The organism is Streptomyces sp. NPDC028289, from assembly GCF_055565975.1.
This window is the reverse complement of the sequence record NZ_JBVHTI010000008.1, coordinates 42,600-59,134: the sequence shown is the minus strand read 5'-3', so window position 1 is coordinate 59,134 and position 16,535 is coordinate 42,600. Positions and strand designations below refer to the sequence as shown.

Annotated in this window: 17 protein-coding genes and 2 pseudogenes; 7 read left to right on the top strand and 12 right to left on the bottom strand. The window is 71.0% G+C overall.

Annotated elements, in window-relative coordinates:
• Positions 1 to 65: 65 nt before the first annotated feature.
• A complete protein-coding gene (locus ACZ4UV_RS36920) occupies positions 66 to 1,043 on the bottom strand; it encodes an EamA family transporter (RefSeq protein ID WP_451022081.1) in 978 nt (325 codons plus the stop codon).
• Positions 1,044 to 1,089: 46 nt separating this feature from the next.
• Positions 1,090 to 1,704, bottom strand: coding sequence for a Clp protease N-terminal domain-containing protein (locus ACZ4UV_RS36915; protein ID WP_451022078.1), 615 nt, complete (start codon positions 1,702 to 1,704; stop codon positions 1,090 to 1,092).
• A 202-nt stretch (positions 1,705 to 1,906) separates the two neighbouring features.
• Here ACZ4UV_RS36915 and ACZ4UV_RS36910 point away from each other — a divergent pair, with 202 nt between their 5' ends.
• Both ACZ4UV_RS36910 and ACZ4UV_RS36905 read left to right on the top strand, forming a co-directional pair.
• Positions 1,907 to 2,101, top strand: coding sequence for a hypothetical protein (locus ACZ4UV_RS36910; protein WP_451022077.1), 195 nt, complete (start codon positions 1,907 to 1,909; stop codon positions 2,099 to 2,101).
• 135 nt (positions 2,102 to 2,236) lie between these two features.
• Positions 2,237 to 2,665, top strand: a complete 429-nt coding sequence (locus tag ACZ4UV_RS36905) for a type II toxin-antitoxin system Rv0910 family toxin (RefSeq protein WP_294010626.1) — start codon at positions 2,237 to 2,239, stop codon at positions 2,663 to 2,665.
• Between the two features lie 67 nt (positions 2,666 to 2,732).
• On the opposite strand, the gene ACZ4UV_RS36900 is transcribed toward ACZ4UV_RS36905, so the two are convergent.
• Positions 2,733 to 3,371 carry a PadR family transcriptional regulator gene (locus ACZ4UV_RS36900; RefSeq protein ID WP_451022076.1) on the bottom strand — a complete coding sequence of 213 codons (639 nt, stop codon included), beginning with the start codon at positions 3,369 to 3,371 and terminating at the stop codon, positions 2,733 to 2,735.
• Positions 3,372 to 3,474: 103 nt separating this feature from the next.
• Between ACZ4UV_RS36900 and ACZ4UV_RS36895 the strand changes: the two genes are divergently transcribed.
• From ACZ4UV_RS36895 to ACZ4UV_RS36885, 3 genes are all read left to right on the top strand, one after another.
• Entirely contained in the window at positions 3,475 to 3,702 is a 228-nt protein-coding gene (locus ACZ4UV_RS36895; protein ID WP_467843990.1) for a hypothetical protein, read from the top strand.
• A 7-nt stretch (positions 3,703 to 3,709) separates the two neighbouring features.
• The gene (argG, locus tag ACZ4UV_RS36890; RefSeq protein WP_181803151.1) at positions 3,710 to 5,158 is read left to right on the top strand and encodes an argininosuccinate synthase; all 1,449 of its coding nucleotides are present in this window, start codon (positions 3,710 to 3,712) and stop codon (positions 5,156 to 5,158) included.
• 374 nt (positions 5,159 to 5,532) lie between these two features.
• Positions 5,533 to 6,345 (top strand): PhzF family phenazine biosynthesis protein, encoded by an 813-nt coding sequence (locus tag ACZ4UV_RS36885; RefSeq protein ID WP_451022074.1) that lies wholly within the window; start codon positions 5,533 to 5,535, stop codon positions 6,343 to 6,345.
• Here ACZ4UV_RS36885 and ACZ4UV_RS36880 read toward each other — a convergent pair.
• Entirely contained in the window at positions 6,335 to 7,114 is a 780-nt protein-coding gene (locus ACZ4UV_RS36880) for a CPBP family intramembrane glutamic endopeptidase (RefSeq protein ID WP_390047418.1), read from the bottom strand. The genes ACZ4UV_RS36885 and ACZ4UV_RS36880 overlap by 11 nt on opposite strands.
• Positions 7,115 to 7,405: 291 nt before the next feature.
• Positions 7,406 to 8,926 carry a glutamate-cysteine ligase family protein gene (locus ACZ4UV_RS36875; RefSeq protein ID WP_467843985.1) on the bottom strand — a complete coding sequence of 507 codons (1,521 nt, stop codon included), beginning with the start codon at positions 8,924 to 8,926 and terminating at the stop codon, positions 7,406 to 7,408.
• Between the two features lie 556 nt (positions 8,927 to 9,482).
• Here ACZ4UV_RS36875 and ACZ4UV_RS36870 point away from each other — a divergent pair.
• Complete coding sequence (locus tag ACZ4UV_RS36870) at positions 9,483 to 10,067, top strand: hypothetical protein (protein WP_390047422.1); 585 nt, start codon at positions 9,483 to 9,485, stop codon at positions 10,065 to 10,067.
• 341 nt (positions 10,068 to 10,408) lie between these two features.
• Positions 10,409 to 10,615: a DUF5999 family protein gene (locus ACZ4UV_RS36865; RefSeq protein ID WP_181807334.1), complete on the top strand. Its 207-nt coding sequence runs from the start codon at positions 10,409 to 10,411 to the stop codon at positions 10,613 to 10,615.
• Positions 10,616 to 10,722: 107 nt separating this feature from the next.
• Here the strand turns inward: ACZ4UV_RS36865 and ACZ4UV_RS36860 are convergent, their stop codons facing one another.
• The 7 genes and pseudogenes from ACZ4UV_RS36860 to ACZ4UV_RS36830 all read right to left on the bottom strand — a co-directional run.
• Positions 10,723 to 11,775 (bottom strand): endo-1,4-beta-xylanase, encoded by a 1,053-nt coding sequence (locus tag ACZ4UV_RS36860; protein WP_467843981.1) that lies wholly within the window; start codon positions 11,773 to 11,775, stop codon positions 10,723 to 10,725.
• Positions 11,776 to 11,804: 29 nt separating this feature from the next.
• Complete coding sequence (locus ACZ4UV_RS36855) at positions 11,805 to 12,641, bottom strand: carbohydrate ABC transporter permease (protein WP_451022225.1); 837 nt, start codon at positions 12,639 to 12,641, stop codon at positions 11,805 to 11,807.
• Positions 12,638 to 13,633: a carbohydrate ABC transporter permease gene (locus tag ACZ4UV_RS36850; protein ID WP_390047428.1), complete on the bottom strand. Its 996-nt coding sequence runs from the start codon at positions 13,631 to 13,633 to the stop codon at positions 12,638 to 12,640. The genes ACZ4UV_RS36855 and ACZ4UV_RS36850 overlap by 4 nt, the downstream gene beginning before the upstream one ends.
• A gap of 8 nt (positions 13,634 to 13,641) precedes the next feature.
• Entirely contained in the window at positions 13,642 to 14,937 is a 1,296-nt protein-coding gene (locus ACZ4UV_RS36845; RefSeq protein ID WP_451022224.1) for an extracellular solute-binding protein, read from the bottom strand.
• A gap of 148 nt (positions 14,938 to 15,085) precedes the next feature.
• On the bottom strand, positions 15,086 to 15,253 hold the full coding sequence (locus ACZ4UV_RS36840) for a beta-xylosidase family glycoside hydrolase (protein WP_451022223.1): 168 nt from the start codon (positions 15,251 to 15,253) through the stop codon (positions 15,086 to 15,088).
• 118 nt (positions 15,254 to 15,371) lie between these two features.
• A pseudogene (locus tag ACZ4UV_RS36835) lies at positions 15,372 to 15,668 on the bottom strand (beta-xylosidase family glycoside hydrolase); the annotation flags it as partial.
• Positions 15,669 to 15,760: 92 nt separating this feature from the next.
• Positions 15,761 to 16,333 (bottom strand): annotated as a pseudogene (locus ACZ4UV_RS36830) (family 43 glycosylhydrolase); the annotation flags it as partial.
• Between the last annotated feature and the right edge of the window lie 202 nt (positions 16,334 to 16,535).

Genomic DNA, 16,535 nt, shown 5'->3' with positions numbered 1-16,535 from the left:
AGGCGCCCCGAAAGGGGGGCGCGGGGGGAGGCGCCGGGCGACCAGTCCCCACGCACCCGCACCGATCACCCGCGAGACGCCGAGGTGACCTTCTCCCCCACCGTGCTCCGACCCACCACCGACTCCTTCACCGGAGTCGAGGACTGCGCGATGAACGCCCCGGCCAGCACGACCGCCCCGCCCACCATCTGCGGTGCCGACAGATGCTCCCCCAGCAGCACCCAGGCCAGCACCGTCGCCACCACCGCCTCCAGGCAGGCCACCACCCCCGCCACCTGCGGAGACAACCGGCGTACCGACAGCACACCGGTGATGTAGGCGATGACGGTTGCCACCAGCACGATCCAGGCCAGCAACGCCGCCGCCGGCACCGCGCCCCCGTTCATCCGCGCGGAGCCGCCCAGCACCGACCAGTCCATCTCCCACGGCCGGGCCACCACGGTGAGCAGGCCCGCCCCGACCAGCAGCCCGTAGGCGATCACCCCCAGTGGATCCGCCCCCTCGCCCGCGCCGTGGTCGGCGAGCACGAAGTACCCCACCTGACAGCATGCCGCCGCCAGCGCCAGCACCAGCCCCAGCGCGTCGAACCGCAGCCCCGACCACACCTCCACCACACACGCGAGGCCGCCCGCCGCCAGGACGACACCGAGCGCGGCGGCGCGGGTGACCGGCCGTCGCTGCACGAACCGGACCCAGCCGAGCACCAGCGCGGGAGCGAGGTACTCCACGAGCAGCGCGACTCCCACCGGTATCCGGGAGATCGCGGCGAAGTAGCAGGCCTGGACGCCGGCCACGGCGAGCAGACCGAACCCGGCGAGCAGCGCGGGCCTGCGCCGCGGCAGGTCGCGGTGGCGGACGGCGAGCGGAAGCATCACCAGGGCGGCGCCCGCCACCCGCAGCCACACCACGTGCAGCGGCGCGAGTCCGGCCTCGATCAGGGGCTTGGCCGCGACGCCGGAGCCGCCGAAGGCGAGCGCCGACCCGACGGCGAGGGAGAGCCCGAGGCCCTTTCCATGGCTGCTGTCAGTGGTGTGCACCGGCACATGATGCCAGCGGGCGACATGAGCGTCATCCCCCATGACACCTGTCTCAACGGCCGGACGTACGGCGCTCCGCCTCGGCGTCCCGGACCGCGCCGGCGGCACCGGCCGCCCCGACCGCCCCGTCACCGTCTATCCGCACGGCCAGCCCACGGACGGCCACCCCGGCCCGCGCCAGCACCTCCACGGCCCTGGACTCCGGGTCGAGGACCAGGCCCGCGAGCAGGTCGATGCCGTCGGAATGGGCCGCGCCGCGGCGCCGGGCGCGGCTGCGGGCGTACTCCAGGGCGGCCGCGGCCACCGGCGACCAGGCGCCGTCGCCCTTGCCCTCGGCCCTTCCCCCGGCGTGCGGAAGGGCGGGCAGCACGCCGGAGTCCTCGACCCCGCTCTGCCAGCGCAGGCCGTAGCCGATGCTGCGCTGCACGAGGTAGCCGAGCAGGCGGGCGAGTTGCGGGGCGTCGCCGACGGCGGCGCGCGCCTCGGTGTCGTACTCGATCAGCGAGTGCAGCAGATGGGCGGTGTCGACCTGGCGGTCCCCGTCCCGCACGGCCCGGCGGCGGGCACCGGCGACCACCGCTGCCAGCTCGGCACCGAGCCCGGCATCGTCGTCCGCGTGGATACCGCCCTGGTCCTGGGCGGGCTGGCGGGGAATACGGGGTTGCACACCCCTTACCTCATCAATCCCGGGGGTCTGAGTCATCGGCGGGGGGAAGCATCTTCGCGTCCCACGCAGAGTGGACGCGGAGGGCAGGAATCTCCTCCTTGCGGATGAGATCAGGCTGATTCCGGCCACCGGGGCGCGCGCCGCCTTGCCGCGCGCGCCCCGTAGGCAACCGTCGCGCACCCGCCGTACGTCTCCCCCTGACATGGAGAGCGGGTGCTGTTGCTGGCTGGTCGCCCTGCCGGCGGTCGACGGCAGGCAGTACGTGTACCGGGTCTACGCCCCGGCGGACGCGCTGCTCGCGGACCTGTTCTGGGACGCCTGGCACTGCCACGACGAGAGCGCGCTGCCGCGCGCGTGGGACGTGTTCGACGCGGCGCTGATACGGCGGGTCGGCTGAGCGGCCGGGCGGGACCGGCCGCCGAGGGGGCGGCTCCCGGATCCGCACATTTCCTGACGGTTCATCAGTATTGAATGTTCGAGGCCCTGCGGCTACGTTCCGCGACACCGTAGCCCGACACGAAGGGGTGGCCCGATGGCCGAAGTCAGCGCGGAGGCACGCATCCAGGCACCGGCCGAGAAGGTGTGGGCACAGCTCACCGACTGGTCGGCGTACGGCGAGTGGAACGCGACCCACACCAACTTTCCCAAGGGCGGCCCCGAGACCCTGGCGGTGGGCGGCACCTTCCAGGAGAACATGAAGCTGATGGGCTTCCCGGCAGAGGTCGAGTGGACCATCGAGGAACTGGAGCCGGCGCGGGTACTGGCGATCCGCGGCAAGGGCCCGATGGCGGTGACCGTGGCCACGCGCTACACGCTGACCCCGGACGGGGACGCGACGGCGGTGCGGATCGACGGGGAGTTCACGGGCGCGGCCGTGTCGCTGATGGCGGGCAAGCTCAAGGACTCGGCGACGGCGGCCCTCAACGAGTCGCTGCGCAAGCTGGGCGGGCTGGTGGCCTGAGCCTGTTCCTCCGCACGCGGAAAGGCGCCCCCCGGAGTGATCCGAGGGGCGCCCTGCGCGCCGTGGGTCAGTCCTCGTCGGCGAGGATGAGGTACAGCTTCTTGCGGGTCTCGTTGATGACGGCCAGCGCCTTCTCGCGCTGTTCCTTGCTGCCGGTCTTCCAGACCTGCCCGAAGGCCTCCATCAGACCGAAGCCGGCCTGGCGGATCTCGCTCAGGGCCTCGAAGTCGACCCCGCGGGAAGCCTCTTCCCAAGGAGCGTCCGGACCCTCGTCGGCGGCGGTGCGGCCGCTGCCGGTGAGGGAGAACAGCTTCTTGCCGCCCTCGCTCTCGCTGGTGATCAGACCCTCGTCCTCCAGCAGCTGGAGGGTGGGGTACACCGAGCCGGGGCTGGGCTTCCACGCGCCGCCGCTGCGCTCGGCGATCTCCTGGATCATCTCGTAACCATGCATCGGGCGGTCCTTCAGCAGGGCCAGGATCGAGGCCCGCACGTCACCACGGCGCGCCCTCCCCCTGGGACCACCGCGCCCTCGCGGCCCCCAGGGGCCCGGTCCGAAACCGGGGCCGCCGGGCCCGAAGCCGGGGCCACCCGGACCGAAGGGCCCGAACGCCGCACGGCGACCGTCACGTCCGCCGAAACCACCGCGGCCACCCTTCGCCCGGGGGCCGTCCTGTCCATGTCCACGCTCGAATCCGTGGGAACGCATGGGAATCACTCCATTCCATCGTTGATCTGTCGCGTACCATTCGCGATGGCTCAACGATATATCGGAAGTGTTCGCATGGCAAGCCTCGTCCTTCTCCGGGCGGGTGAGCAGCACCGCGAAGGCGCTCGTGCGGTACGAGGCCGAGCGCACCGCCCGCCTCCAGGAGGTCAGCGCGCACGCGGACGCGGTCGAGCGGGCCGCCGACGCCGAGGAGTTCGCGGAGCGGTACGCGGCCTTCAGTCGCTGGATCCTTACCACGGCACCCGTCGGCCGAGCCGGACTGCGACGGTCCCAACAGGGGCGTTGCATGACCATGCGGTCTCATGCATAATCTTCCTATGTCCAAGGTCCTCACCTCCCTTCCCGCCGGCGAGCGCGTCGGCATCGCCTTCTCCGGCGGGCTCGACACCTCGGTCGCGGTCGCGTGGATGCGCGACAAGGGCGCCGTCCCGTGCACCTACACCGCCGACATCGGCCAGTACGACGAGCCCGACATCGCCTCGGTGCCCGGCCGTGCGCACACCTACGGCGCCGAGATCGCGCGCCTGGTCGACTGCCGGGCCGCGCTGGTCGAGGAGGGCCTCGCGGCGCTCACCTGCGGTGCGTTCCACATCCGCTCGGGCGGGCGGGCGTACTTCAACACCACCCCGCTCGGCCGTGCCGTCACCGGCACGCTGCTGGTGCGGGCCATGCTGGAGGACGACGTCCAGATCTGGGGCGACGGGTCGACCTTCAAGGGCAACGACATCGAGCGGTTCTACCGGTACGGGCTGCTCGCCAACCCGCACCTGCGGATCTACAAGCCCTGGCTGGACGCGGACTTCGTGACCGAGCTCGGCGGCCGCAAGGAGATGTCCGAGTGGCTGGTGGCCCACGGCCTCCCGTACCGGGACAGCACCGAGAAGGCGTACTCCACCGACGCCAACATCTGGGGCGCCACGCACGAGGCGAAGACCCTGGAGCACCTGGACAACGGCATCGAGACCGTCGAGCCGATCATGGGCGTGCGGTTCTGGGACCCCGAGGTCGAGATCCTTCCCGAGGACGTGACGATCGGCTTCGACCAGGGCCGGCCGGTGACCGTCAACGGCAAGGAGTTCGGTACCGCCGTCGAGCTGGTCATGGAGGCCAACGCGATCGGCGGCCGGCACGGGCTCGGCATGTCCGACCAGATCGAGAACCGGATCATCGAGGCGAAGAGCCGGGGCATCTACGAGGCGCCGGGCATGGCGCTGCTGCACGCCGCGTACGAGCGGCTGGTCAACGCGATCCACAACGAGGACACGGTCGCGCAGTACCACAACGAGGGGCGGCGGCTCGGCCGGCTCATGTACGAGGGCCGGTGGCTGGACCCGCAGGCGCTGATGATCCGGGAGTCGCTGCAGCGGTGGGTCGGCGCGGCGGTCACCGGTGAGGTGACGCTGCGGCTGCGGCGCGGCGAGGACTACTCGATCCTCGACACGACGGGGCCTGCCTTCAGCTACCACCCCGACAAGCTGTCGATGGAGCGCACCGAGGACGCGGCGTTCGGTCCGGTGGACCGGATCGGCCAGCTCACGATGCGCAACCTCGACATCGCCGACTCCCGCGCGAAGCTGGAGCAGTACGCCGGGCTGGGCCTCATCGGCTCCGCCAACCCGGCGATCGGGGCGGCGCAGGCGGCGGCGACCGGTCTGATCGGCAGCATGCCGGAGGGCGGCGCCGAGGCGATCGCGTCCCGCGGGGAGGCCGCGCCGGACGCGGACGAGCTGCTGGACCGGGCGGCGATGGAACTCGGCACGGACTGAGCGTTCCGCTCAGGAGGGCCGACCTGGTGACGGGTCGGCCCTTTCGTCTTGCCGGGGGGCGGTTGGGCGTCGGCGCCGTGGGACGACCGGCCGAGTGGCCGGTGCGGCGCCGTCGTGCGTATTCGCGCAGTTCCCCGCGCCCTGAGGGGCGCGCGGTGGCGGGCCGCTTCGGTTGCCGGTGCGGCGCCGTCGTTGGTTGCTCGCGCAGTCCCCCGCGCCCCCTGACGGGGCGCTGCAAGTCGCGTCAGCTACCTAGCTGCGGGCAGGCGTGCCGCAGGGCGGCACGGGTGGGCACACCGGCCTGGTGGAAATGGGGCCAGGGTCTCGGGATTGGCCTTGGTCGGCCCTGTTGCGGAAGCCCTAGCGTCTGGTTCATGCGGATTCGAATCGTCGATGCCTTTACCGAGCGGGCGTTCTCCGGGAACCCGGCCGGGGTCGTGCTGCTTGATTCCTTTCCTGGTGACGCGTGGATGCAGAGCGTGGCCATGGAGGTGAACCACGCCGAGACCGCGTTCGCGCACCCTCTGCCCGAGGGCGGGGACGCGGACTGGGCGCTGCGGTGGTTCACGCCCGTCACGGAGGTCGCGCTGTGCGGGCACGCCACGCTGGCCACCGCGCATGTACTGCACACCACGGGGGCGCACACCGGGCCCGTGCGGTTCGCCGGCCGGAGCGGGGTGCTGGTCGCGACGCCGGGCGGGGACGGGTCGGTCACCCTCGACTTTCCCACCGCCCCGCTCACCCGGGTCGACGTGCCCGACGGAGTCGCCGGCGCGCTCGGCGCCGAACCCGTCGCCGCCTTCGACACCGGGCCGAACGTCGGCGACCTGCTCCTCGAACTCGCCGACGAGAAGACCGTGCTCGGCCTCTCCCCCGACCACAAGGCCCTCGCCGCCTACTCCACGCGCGGGATCATCGCCACCGCCCGCGCCGCGGACCCGGCCAAGGGGTACGACTACGTCTCCCGCTGCTTCTTCCCGAACGTCGGGATCGACGAGGACCCGGTGACCGGGAGTGCCCACACCGCTCTCGCGCCGCACTGGACCGGGCGGCTCGGCAGGGACGACCTGACGGGGCTGCAGGCCTCCCGGCGCACCGGGCTCGTCCGTACCTCGCTGCGCGGTGACCGCACCCTGCTGACCGGGCGCGCGGTCACCGTCATCGACGGCGAACTGCTCACGCCGTAGGCAGCCAGCCCACCTTGCCGGCGAGCAGCGCGTAGCCGACGAACGCGCCGATGTCGAGGAGGCTGTGCGCCACCACCAGGGGACCCACCCGGCCCCACCGCCGGTACAGGCAGACGAAGACCACGCCCATCACCATGTTGCCGACGAAGCCGCCGATCCCCTGGTAGAGGTGGTAGGAGCCGCGCAGGACGGAGCTGGCCACCAGCGCCGTGCCGGCGGTCCAGCCCAACTGGTCGAGGCGGCGCAGCAGATAGCCGACGACGATGACCTCTTCGAGGATCGCGTTCTGCATCGCGGAGAGGATCAGTACGGGGTACTTCCACCACACGCCGGGCAGCGCCTCGGGGACCACCGTGAGGTTGAAGCCGAGGCCGCGCGCGGCCAGGTAGAAGGCGATCCCGGTGCTGCCGATCACCGCGGCGACCGCCGCGCCGCGCCCGAGGTCGGGCCACGGACGGGTGCGGTCGAAGCCGAGCGTGCGCAGGCTCGCGCCCTCGCGCAGGAGGAGGTGGGCGACGAGGAGTACGGGGACGAGTGCGGTCGCGATGCCGAAGAGCTGCCAGGCGAGATCGAGCCAGGGGCGGCCCGGCGCGGCCGACGCGTTGAGGGTCGCGGCCTGGTCCTTGAGGCCGCCCGGTTTGGTGACCGATCCGATGAAGCTGATCAGGGCGGACACTCCGCTCGCCCCGAGCGAAAGCCCCAGCACGAGCAGCGTCTCGTCCCGGAACATCCGCTGCGAGGGCCGCTCCGGTGGGTAACCCCCGGCCATCTGATCCGCCTCCACCTGCACCCCTGCCTCCAGCCGAGCAGACCCACGCCCCACGGTCGTCTTCACCACGGGACATCACAGCTTGCCCGATCAACCTGAAGCAGACGCGACCGACCCCCGCCGCGACCCCGACGACCGGACGACGAAGGCCGACCGAAGCGCCCCGAAAGGGGCGCTGGGGGTACCCCCGGCCGAAGGCTGGGGGAGGAACTGCGCGACCAGCCCCCCCTCCCCCCACGGCGCGGCACCCGGCAACCCACCGCGCGCCTCACGGCGCGACCCCCGTCGGCCTCACCCCAACGGCACCGGCTCCAATAACCCCACCGGCCAGGTGTGCACCGGATCCCCCTCATTCATGAGCTCCGCATAGCGCCGCGTCATCGCCGCCAGCGCCGCATCCCTCGGCAGCCCCCGCTCCAGTGCCCGGTGGAACGTCGCCGCCTGCCAGGACGCCCCGTTGACCCGCCTGCGGCACCGCTCCTCGATCACGCCGAGATAGAGGTCCCGGTCGGCGGGCTCCACCCCCCACGCGTCCAGCCCCGCGTGAGCCAGCGGCAGCAGCTCGTCGCGGACCAGGGTGACCGCGTCCACTTCCGCCGTACCGCCGCCGTACCGCGCCCGCCTCGGCCAGACCAGACGCGCGTCGATGCCGTCGCGGCACGCCGCGTCGAAGTTCGCCTCGGCCGCGGCGAACGGCAGCCGTGTCCACACCGGGCGGGACTCCTCCGCGAGGGCGCGCACCAGGCCGTAGTAGAACGCCGCGTTGGCGACGACGTCGGTGACGGTGGGCCCGGCCGGCAGCACCCGGTTCTCGACGCGCAGGTGGGGCACGCCGTCGGCGATGCCGTAGACCGGCCGGTTCCAGCGGTACACCGTGCCGTTGTGCAGGACGAGTTCCGCGAGCTTCGGCACCCCGCCCGCGTCGAGGACGGCCAGCGGGTCCTCCTCGTCGCAGATCGGGAGGAGGGCCGGGAAGAAGCGCAGGTTCTCCTCGAACAGCTCGTACGCCGAGCTGATCCAGCGTTCGCCGAACCAGGTGCGCGGCCGGACGCCCTGTGCCTGGAGCTCGGGCGGGCGGGTGTCGGTGGCCTGGAGGAACAGCGGGGGGCGGGACTCGCGCCACAGTTCGCGGCCGAAGAGGAACGGGGAGTTCGCGCCCACGGCGATCTGCGCGGCGACCGCCGCCTGCGCCGCGTTCCACACGTCGGCGAAGCGGGCCGGGGTCACCTGGAGGTGCAGCTGCACGGAGGTGCAGGCGGCCTCCGGGACGATCGACTTCGACGTGCACACGAGGTGCTCGACGCCCTTGATGTCGAGCAGGAAGTCCTCGCCCCGGGCGGCCACGATCTGGTCGTTGAGCAGGGTGTACCGGTCCACCTCGGAGAGGTTCGCGGAGACCAGGTCGTCGCGCTCCAGGGTGGGCAGGATCCCGGTCATCACGATCCCGGCGTCCACCTCGCCCGCCTTGCGGTCGGCGTACGCCAGCGAGGTGCGGAGTTCCTCCGCGAGCCGGTCGAAAACCCGGCCTTCGAGCCGGTGTGGAGCTATGTTCACTTCCAGATTGAACATGGCGAGTTCTGTTTGGAAATCACGGCTCGCGATACGTTCCAGGACCTGTCCGTTCAACATTCTCGGCATGCCGTCGGAGCCCGCCAGATTCAATTCGATCTCGACTCCCATGAGGTTCTTGGGGCGGTCGAACCGCTTCTCCACCAGCAGCCGCTCCAGCCCCGTCAGACAGTCCTGGAGCTTTTCGCGGTAGTGCCGGCGATCGGACAGGTCGAACCGGCCCGCCACGACCTTCTCCCCCATCGAAGCGTCCCTCCTCGAATGGGCGGGCCGGGCTTCCGGCCGCCGGTGTCCCGAGTCCAGGTGGGATGATGCCCAGCGGAGGCGATCGATAACGTCGCGCGCCGCACCTGCACCCGCTACTCTGTTGGAATGTGTCCCGCGGCACATTCACGAGGCATGACGCCGCATGCAACTTCGGGTTCCCCGTTCCCCTCGTGAAAAACGCCGACGACATCCGGCCGACCGCGACAGCCTCATAATCCGAGGTCAGCGGGGTTCCGACGGGCCGGAAATCGGGAGGATTCCGCACCAATCATCGGCCGAATTGCGCCTTGCTGTCTTCTGTGAAACATCCCGGTGAAACACCACCTGAACAGGCGTCGTATAAACTCCGCGAACAAGGCAGAAGGCTGGCGCCCACGGTCTGGTTCCTGCCGCCTGAGTGACGTGCGGCAGGCAACGCCCGCACCTCTCGTCACCGAACCGGGTCCCCGCCTCTCTGACTTCCTGTGAGCTGACAGCGCCGTCCGCCCCTGCCCTCGCGCCGCCGCGCCTGTCGAATGAGAGGCGACCCACCATGCCGCTGCAAGTCCCTCCTGCCCCCGCGCCCGCACTGCGTTCCGTCCTCACCGCCCTCGGTTCCCCCACCGCGGTCCGCGAGGCCCGGACCCCCTCCCTGCGCACCGCCCAGGGACCCGCGATCCCCGAACTCCCCCTTCCCGTGCACGTGATGGACCGGATCACCCCGGAGGGCGTGTCCGCCACCCGGCTGGCCGGCTGGCGCTTCCTGATCCGCTGCGGCGACCGGGCGGTGGCCGCGGCCGACACGATGCTCACCCCGGACGGCTGGGCCTTCTCGCACTTCTTCGAGGGCCCTTACATCACCTCCACCGAGCGCGCCCTGCACCAGGCCGAAGCCCTGCAACAGACGTACCAGCCACGCCTGTTGTCCCTTCCGGGGCTCTACATGCTCACCCTGTGGCTGCACGGCGACTGCACGGCGGACGGCGCCGAGGGGCACCCGGCCGCCACCGACCTGCTCGTGCCGCTGGCCCCCGCCCCACCCGGTATCGCGGCCCACCGGCCGCACCTGGTCGCCGAACTCCTCCCGGTGCTGACCCATCGGATCACCTCGGCGCCCCTGCTCATCACGCCCGCCTGAGCCCGCCGCCGCCCTGCCCCGCCGCTCCCGCACGAGTGGCGGGGTATCGCCGCTTCCCTTTCCCTTCCGCTCGTACGAGCAATTCGCCGCTCCTAAGAGCCGTAATGGCCCTCACCCTGTTCCGGCCCACCGTCCGGACTAGCCCCATCCGGCCATGCGAAACCATCCGAATTGGCAACCCTGTGTAGATGAACCGTCCGCGCGGGTGACGCGTCTCCAACCTGTGAGAAGCGGTGCAGCGAAATCCCTGCGGAGCAACGCCAGGAAGGCAACACTGGTTTCCGACCGACACATCACCACGGGGGGACGACATGACCACGACCGAGCGAGAGACCCTATCCATGTGCCAGCACCAGCCGCCGTGTCCGACAGCCGAATCCGCCGACCGGGAGTCCGCCCGCCTCATGGCGCACCACCCGGAGCAGGGGTGGAGCCTGCTGTGCAACGGCGTCCTGCTCTTCGAGGACACCGGTGAGCTCCTGCCCGACGGCCAGATCATCGCGCCGCACCGCCCGCTCGGTGCCGGCCGCGTGGTGACCGCCGCCTGACAGACCCACCGCACTACCCGGGCGGCCCCGCCGCTCCGCCCGGTGACCAGCAGGGGCCGGACGCACACACATGACGCGCACCGGCCCCGACGTGTATCCGGGGGCGGTTACCCGGTGTAGCCGAGTGCTGTGCGCAGCGCGAAGTAGGCCGGTTTGGGAGCGAGCTGCTCGTCCCAGGGCAGGGCCGCGCCCTCGCCCGGGAAGAACGCCGGGATCCACGAATACCTGTCCGTGTAGTCCCAGACAGTGATCCCCACGCACCTGCGCACGGCGAGACACGCCTTGGTCAGATCCGCGTACCAGGCCGCCTGCTCGGCCAGCTTCTCGTCGGTGGCCGGCAGCTGCATCCGTACGTCCACCTCGGTGAGCGCGGTGTCCAGGCCGAGGCGGGAGAAGCGGCGGAGGTTGTCCTCCAGGGTGGCCGGATAGCCGTACTGGAGGGCGAGGTGGGCCTGGAAGCCGATGCCGTCCAGCGGCACGTGCTGCGCCTGCAGCTGCTGGGCGAGCGCGTAGTAGGCGTCGCTCTTCGCGCCGAGGCCCTCGATGTTGTAGTCGTTCAGGTAGAGCCTGGCGTGCGGGTCGGCCTGGTGGGCCCAGCGCAGCGCGTCCGCGATGTAGCCGGGGCCGAGCGTCTTGTACCAGAGGGTCTCGCGGTAGCTGCCGTCCTCGTTGAAGGCCTCGTTGACGACGTCCCAGGAGTAGACCTTGCCCCTGTAGTGGCGTACCTCGGTCTGGATGTGCTTCCTCAGGACCGCCCGCAGTTCGGTGGCCGTCCAGTCGCGCGAGGTGAGCCAGTCGGGGAGCTGGCTGTGCCAGACCAGGGTGTGGGCCCGGACCCGCTGGTGGTTCTTGCGGGCGAGGTTCACGATCTGGTCGCCGTTGGTCCAGTCGAAGACGTTCTGCTGGGGTTCGGTGGCGTACCACTTCATGCCGTTGCCGGGCGTGATCATGTCGAACTCGCTGCCGAGCAGCCTGGTGTAGGCGGTGTCGGAGAGTTCGGGGTTGTCGGTGGCGCTGCCGAAGTAGCGGCCGTGGCGCCGGGCCAGTTCGGCGAGGGTGGGCTGCCGGTCGTGGGCCTGGGCGGCGGGGCCGGTGGCCACCCCGGCGGCCACGAGTACGGCCGCGAGGGCACCGGCGAGTCTGAGACGTGTGCGTGGCATCGTGCGACTCCTGTCCGTGGATGGGGCGTTCAGCCCTTGGTGGCGCCGGCGGTGAGGCCGCCGACGAGCTGGCGCTCGGCGACCGAGTAGAAGGCCAGGGCGGGGACCATGGCGAGGACCAGATAGGCGAAGACCCGGGCGGTGTCGGCGGAGTACTGGCCCTGGAACTGCTGTACGCCGATGGGGATGGTCCACCAGGTGGAGTCGGTGAAGACCAGCAGCGGCAGGAAGAAGTTGTTCCAGCTGGTGACGACCGCGAGCACGGAGACCGTACCGAGCGCCGGCCGGGCCATGGGCAGCAGGATCCGCCAGAAGAAGCCGAACGGCCCGCAGCCGTCGAGGGTGGCCGCCTCCTCCAGCTCCCCCGGGATCTCGCGGAAGAAGCCGCGCAGGATGATGATGGTCATCGGCAGCCCGAACGCGGCCTGCGGCAGGATCACCCCGAGCGGGTTGTCCAGCAGGTTCATCGAGCGCAGCAGCAGGAAGAGGGGCAGCGCGGCCACCGCGAACGGGAACATCAGGCCCATCGTGAACACGGTGAACAGGACCTCCCGCCCGCGGAACGCGAACCGCGCGAAGGAGAAGGCGGCCAGCGCCGACACCGCGACCACGAGCACGGTGGTGGCGATCGCGATCAACGTGCTGTTGCCGACGAGCCGCCAGAACGCGCCGGAGCCGAGGATGCCGGTGTAGTTGGAGGTGACCCAGGACTCGGGCAGCCCGACCGGGTTGCGGGACAGCTCACTTGTCGTCTTGAACCCGGACAGCAGGGCGTACAGCAGGGGTACGGCCATCACCGCGCCGACCACGACGAGGATCACGTGCAGGGGCAGGTTCCGTACGGCTGTCCTGCGGCTGCCGCTCATGCGCCGTCTCCCCTCATGTTCGTGGTGGCGCCCTCCAGGTCGCGGCGGAGCACGAACCGCTGGTAGGCGAGGGCGAAGACGAGGCTGACGGCGAACATGGCGACGCTGATCGCGCTGGCGTAGCCGACCTGGTAGCGCTTGAAGCCGTACTGGAACATGGTCACGGCCATGGTCTCCGAGTGGTGGTCGGGGCCGCCCGCGGTGATGACCCACACCAGGTCGAAGAGCTGGATGGAGCCGATCACCGACAGGAAGACGCTGATCCGCAGGGTGGGCGCGAGCAGCGGCAGGGTGACGTGCCGGAAGCGCTGCCAGGGCGAGGCGCCGTCGACGGTCGCGGCCTCCGTCAACTCGGCCGGGATGGACTGGAGTCCGGCCAGGTAGAGCATCATGTGGAAGCCGAAGTACTTCCAGGTCATGACCAGGAAGAGGGTGGCCATGACGGTGGAGGGGTCGGAGAACCACTTCCCGCCGAGCGCGCCGAGGCCGATGTCGCTCAGGAGGTGGTCGGCGAGGCCGTCGTCGGGGGCGAAGATCATGCCGAACAGCACGCCGGTGATCGCCTCGGAGAGCACGTACGGCGCGAAGAACAGCATCCGGTAGACGGCCCGGCCGCGGATCCGCTGGTTGAGCAGGACCGCCATGGCGAGCGCGAACGGCAGTTGCAGCGCCAGCGACAGGACGACCAGGACCAGGCAGCGCCACAGGTCGCCGAGGAACACATCGTCCTGGAAGAGGCGGGTGAAGTTGTCGGTGCCGGTGTAGTCGGAGGGCATGCCGAAGCCGCCCCAGCGGAAGAACGAGGCGTACAGCGCGAACAGGATCGGCAGCAGGACGAGCACGCCGAACAGCACCAGCGCGGGCAGCTGGAAGCCCATCGCGGTGAGCCAGTGCAGCAGCCGGCGCCGGGAGCGCGCCCGGCCCGCGGCCGGGCGCGGCCGGGGCGCGGCGTCCGGTCCCGACCGGGTGCCGGGCAGGTAGGTCGAGGTCATCGGGCGGCCTACTGCTCTTCCTTCGCGGTCTTGGTGATCGCCTGTGTGACCTGTTCCGGCGACTTGGAGCCGGCGATCAGCCCGGCCACGCTGTCGTTGATCTGCTGGCCGACGGCGGGCGCGTACGCCTGGTCGAGGTAGAGCTGGAATCCGGTAGCGGCCTTCAGCTGCGCCTGTACGGCCTTGGTGTTGGGGTCGCTCAGCGCCTTCTCCGCGCCGGGGACCACGGGGAGGGTGTTGGTCTTCTCGACGAGCACCAGGTCGGTGGTCTCGGAGGCGAAGAACTTCAGGAAGTCGACGGCTTCCTTCGGAGCACCCTTGCGCAGGGCATGCCCGCCGCCACCGCCGAAGACCTCGGTGAGGGCGCCCTTGCCGCCGTCGACCGCGGGGAACGGGAAGAAGCCGAGGTCCGAGCCGAGGCCCTTGCCCGCGTCCGCCTCCACCACCGGGGCCCACTGGCCCATCAGCTCCATGGCCGCCTTGCCGTTCCCGACGGCGGCCGCCTGACCGGTGGGCGCGGAGTAGGCCGCGCCGAGGAAGCCCTTCTGGAACGGCTGGAGATCGACGAGGTCCTTCAGGTGCTGCCCGGCCTGGACGAACCCGGTGCCGGTGAAGTCCTTGTCCTCGTCCGCCTTCTGGAGGGCGTCGAGACCGGCCGTGCGCATCGCCAGGTACGCCCAGTAGTACATACCTGTCCAGCTCTCCTTGCCCGCGAGGGCGAGCGGGGTGATGCCGGCGGCCTTGAGCTTCCGCACGGCGTCGAGGAATCCGCTCCACGTGGTGGGAGGTTCGCTGATCCCCGCCTTCTTGAAATGTGCCTTGTTGTACCAGAAGCCGATCATGCCGATGTCGAACGGAATGCCGTACAGCTTCTGGTCGATGAGGTACGGCTGCTTGGCGACCGACAGCATCCCGTCCGCCCAGGGCTTGGTGCCGTCGGTGAGATCCTCGACGAGGCCGGCGTCGACCTGCTGCTTGAGGACCCCGCCGCCCCAGGTGTGGAAGATGTCCGGGAGTTTGCCGGAGGCTATGAGCGCCGTCATCTTGGATTTGTAGGCGTCGTTCTCCAACTGCACGATCTTCAGCTTCACGTGCGGGTTCTGAGCCTCGAACTTCCTGGCCAGGCCCGCCCAGACGTTCTTGGTCGGCTGGGTGGTGGAGATGTTCCACCACTCGACCGTGACCTTCCCCGACGACGAGGACCCGTCGTCGCCCGAGCCGCAGCCGCTGAGGGCGGTCATGCCCAGTCCGGCGGCCGCGGTGGCCGCCAGGAATCCGCGCCGGGACAGTGCCGGGTCGCCCATGATGCGCTCCTTGGGGTTCGGGACGACCGACGCCGTCCTGGTTCGGTGGTGCTCTGGGGTCGCCGTTTTCGAAACATTCGGGGTTTTCACCGAACGTTCAGAACGGCGACTCTAGAAAGGCGCATCAGGAGCGTCAAGGTGTCGCGCATCAGCTCATCGGCATGTATGCGAACCAGTCGAAGGCGGCCCGCCCCTCGGCGACGTACATGCCGATGACCCGGCCGGTGAACCCGCCCGCCACCTCGGTGGAGAGATAACGGCCGGCGAGTTCGGCCAGTCGGACGACACCGTCGGACGTTTCGATCGAAAGGGTCACGGCGTCGGGCCCGGCGGCACCGTGCGTTCGGCGACCCGCTGCCGCACCGGCCCGATCGGACGACCGCGCTCACCACTCCCCCGCTCACCTCCAGGTCGTAGTGGTGGGCCTCGTCGATGCGGACCGACAGGCCCGCGCGCCCCGGGCCCGGTTCGAGCAGGGCGGCGGCCCGGCAGGCGGCGTGCCGCCGGCGCCGGTCGACGAAGGTGTGCCCGGCGCGGTCGAGGCTGTCCCCGGTGGCCGTGAGCGCCAGCCGGCCGGGCCGTTCGCCCGGCGACCAGGACCCGTCCGGCCGGCTGCGCGGGGAGATCCAGTGCGGTGCGAGGACCGGCGCCGTGGAATCGTCCCGTGCGGGCGGCTGTTCGACCGGGTGCCGGGCTGCCGGAGCCTCGTGCCGCTCCCGTACCCGCCCCACGCGAGGCCGGCCGTCCGCCCACTCCACCGGGGCCAGGAAGGTCTCCCGGCCTTGCACGTGGAACTCGGGGAACCAGCCCCGCGGCCGGGTGCCGACAGCACCGCCCACCAACTGCCGTCGGCAGCCTGGACGAGGTCGGCGTGCCCGGTGCTCTGGATCGGCTCCCTGGTGCCCCGATGGGAGACCAGCGGATTGCCGGGCGCCGCTTCCCAGGGCCCGCGCGGCGAGCGGGCGCGGGCCCCGGACACACCGTGCCCGAGGGCGGTGCCGCCCTCGGCGACCAGCAGGTACCACCCCCCGACCCGGTAGAGGTGCGGCGCCTCCGGGTCCCGCAGTCCCGTACCGGACCACATCGGCAGCGGCCCCTCCAGCACCTTCCCGGTCCGGGTGTCGATGCCGGGGACGTCGATCCACACCGGGTCGGACCAGGGCCCCTCGGGCCGCTCGGCGGCGACGAGGAGGTTGCCCCCGCCGCTGACGTCGGTGGTGACGACGCGGAAGAGTCCGTCGTGGTGCCGGATCGTCGGGGCGTACACACCGCCCGAGGCCGGGGTGTCGGCGGGCAGGCTCAACTGCCCCGGCCGGTCGCAGACGCTGCCGAGCTGTCGCCAGTGCACCAGGTCCCGGCTGTGGAAGAGCGGGACGCCGGGAAAGCCCCCGCCCAGGCCGCACCGAAAGTTTCGGCGAGGTCGGCGAACATTACGGGGCGTACTGTAGGAGCCCGCTCACGGGGCCGACAAGGCGGCCGTCAGAGCTTCAGCCGGTACGGCAGCATGCAGACCACGACGTCGGTGCGGGCCCGCAGCCATCGGGACCTCATCACGACCGGTGGGACGGGTCGGCAACAGTGTCCTCTGCGCAGGGTTC